The following is a 223-nucleotide window of genomic DNA, read 5'->3' on the forward strand; positions in this document are numbered from 1 at the left end:
GGTCGGCTACGCATCGTTGCCTTGGTGAGCCGTTACCTCACCAACTAGCTAATGCGACGCGGGTCCATCCATAAGTGACAGCCGAAGCCGCCTTTCAATTTCGAACCATGCAGTTCAAAATGTTATCCGGTATTAGCCCCGGTTTCCCGGAGTTATCCCAGTCTTATGGGCAGGTTACCCACGTGTTACTCACCCGTCCGCCGCTAACTTCATAAGAGCAAGC

At 53.4% G+C, this 223-nt stretch carries 1 rRNA gene; it reads right to left on the reverse strand.

Going from position 1 to position 223, the window contains the following annotated elements:
- Window positions 1-223: ribosomal RNA gene (locus tag MR143_RS33765) — 16S ribosomal RNA — on the reverse strand; the annotation flags it as partial.

The sequence above is a fragment of the Bacillus cereus group sp. BfR-BA-01347 genome (assembly GCF_022663835.1).
Lineage (GTDB): Bacteria > Bacillota > Bacilli > Bacillales > Bacillaceae_G > Bacillus_A > Bacillus_A thuringiensis_K.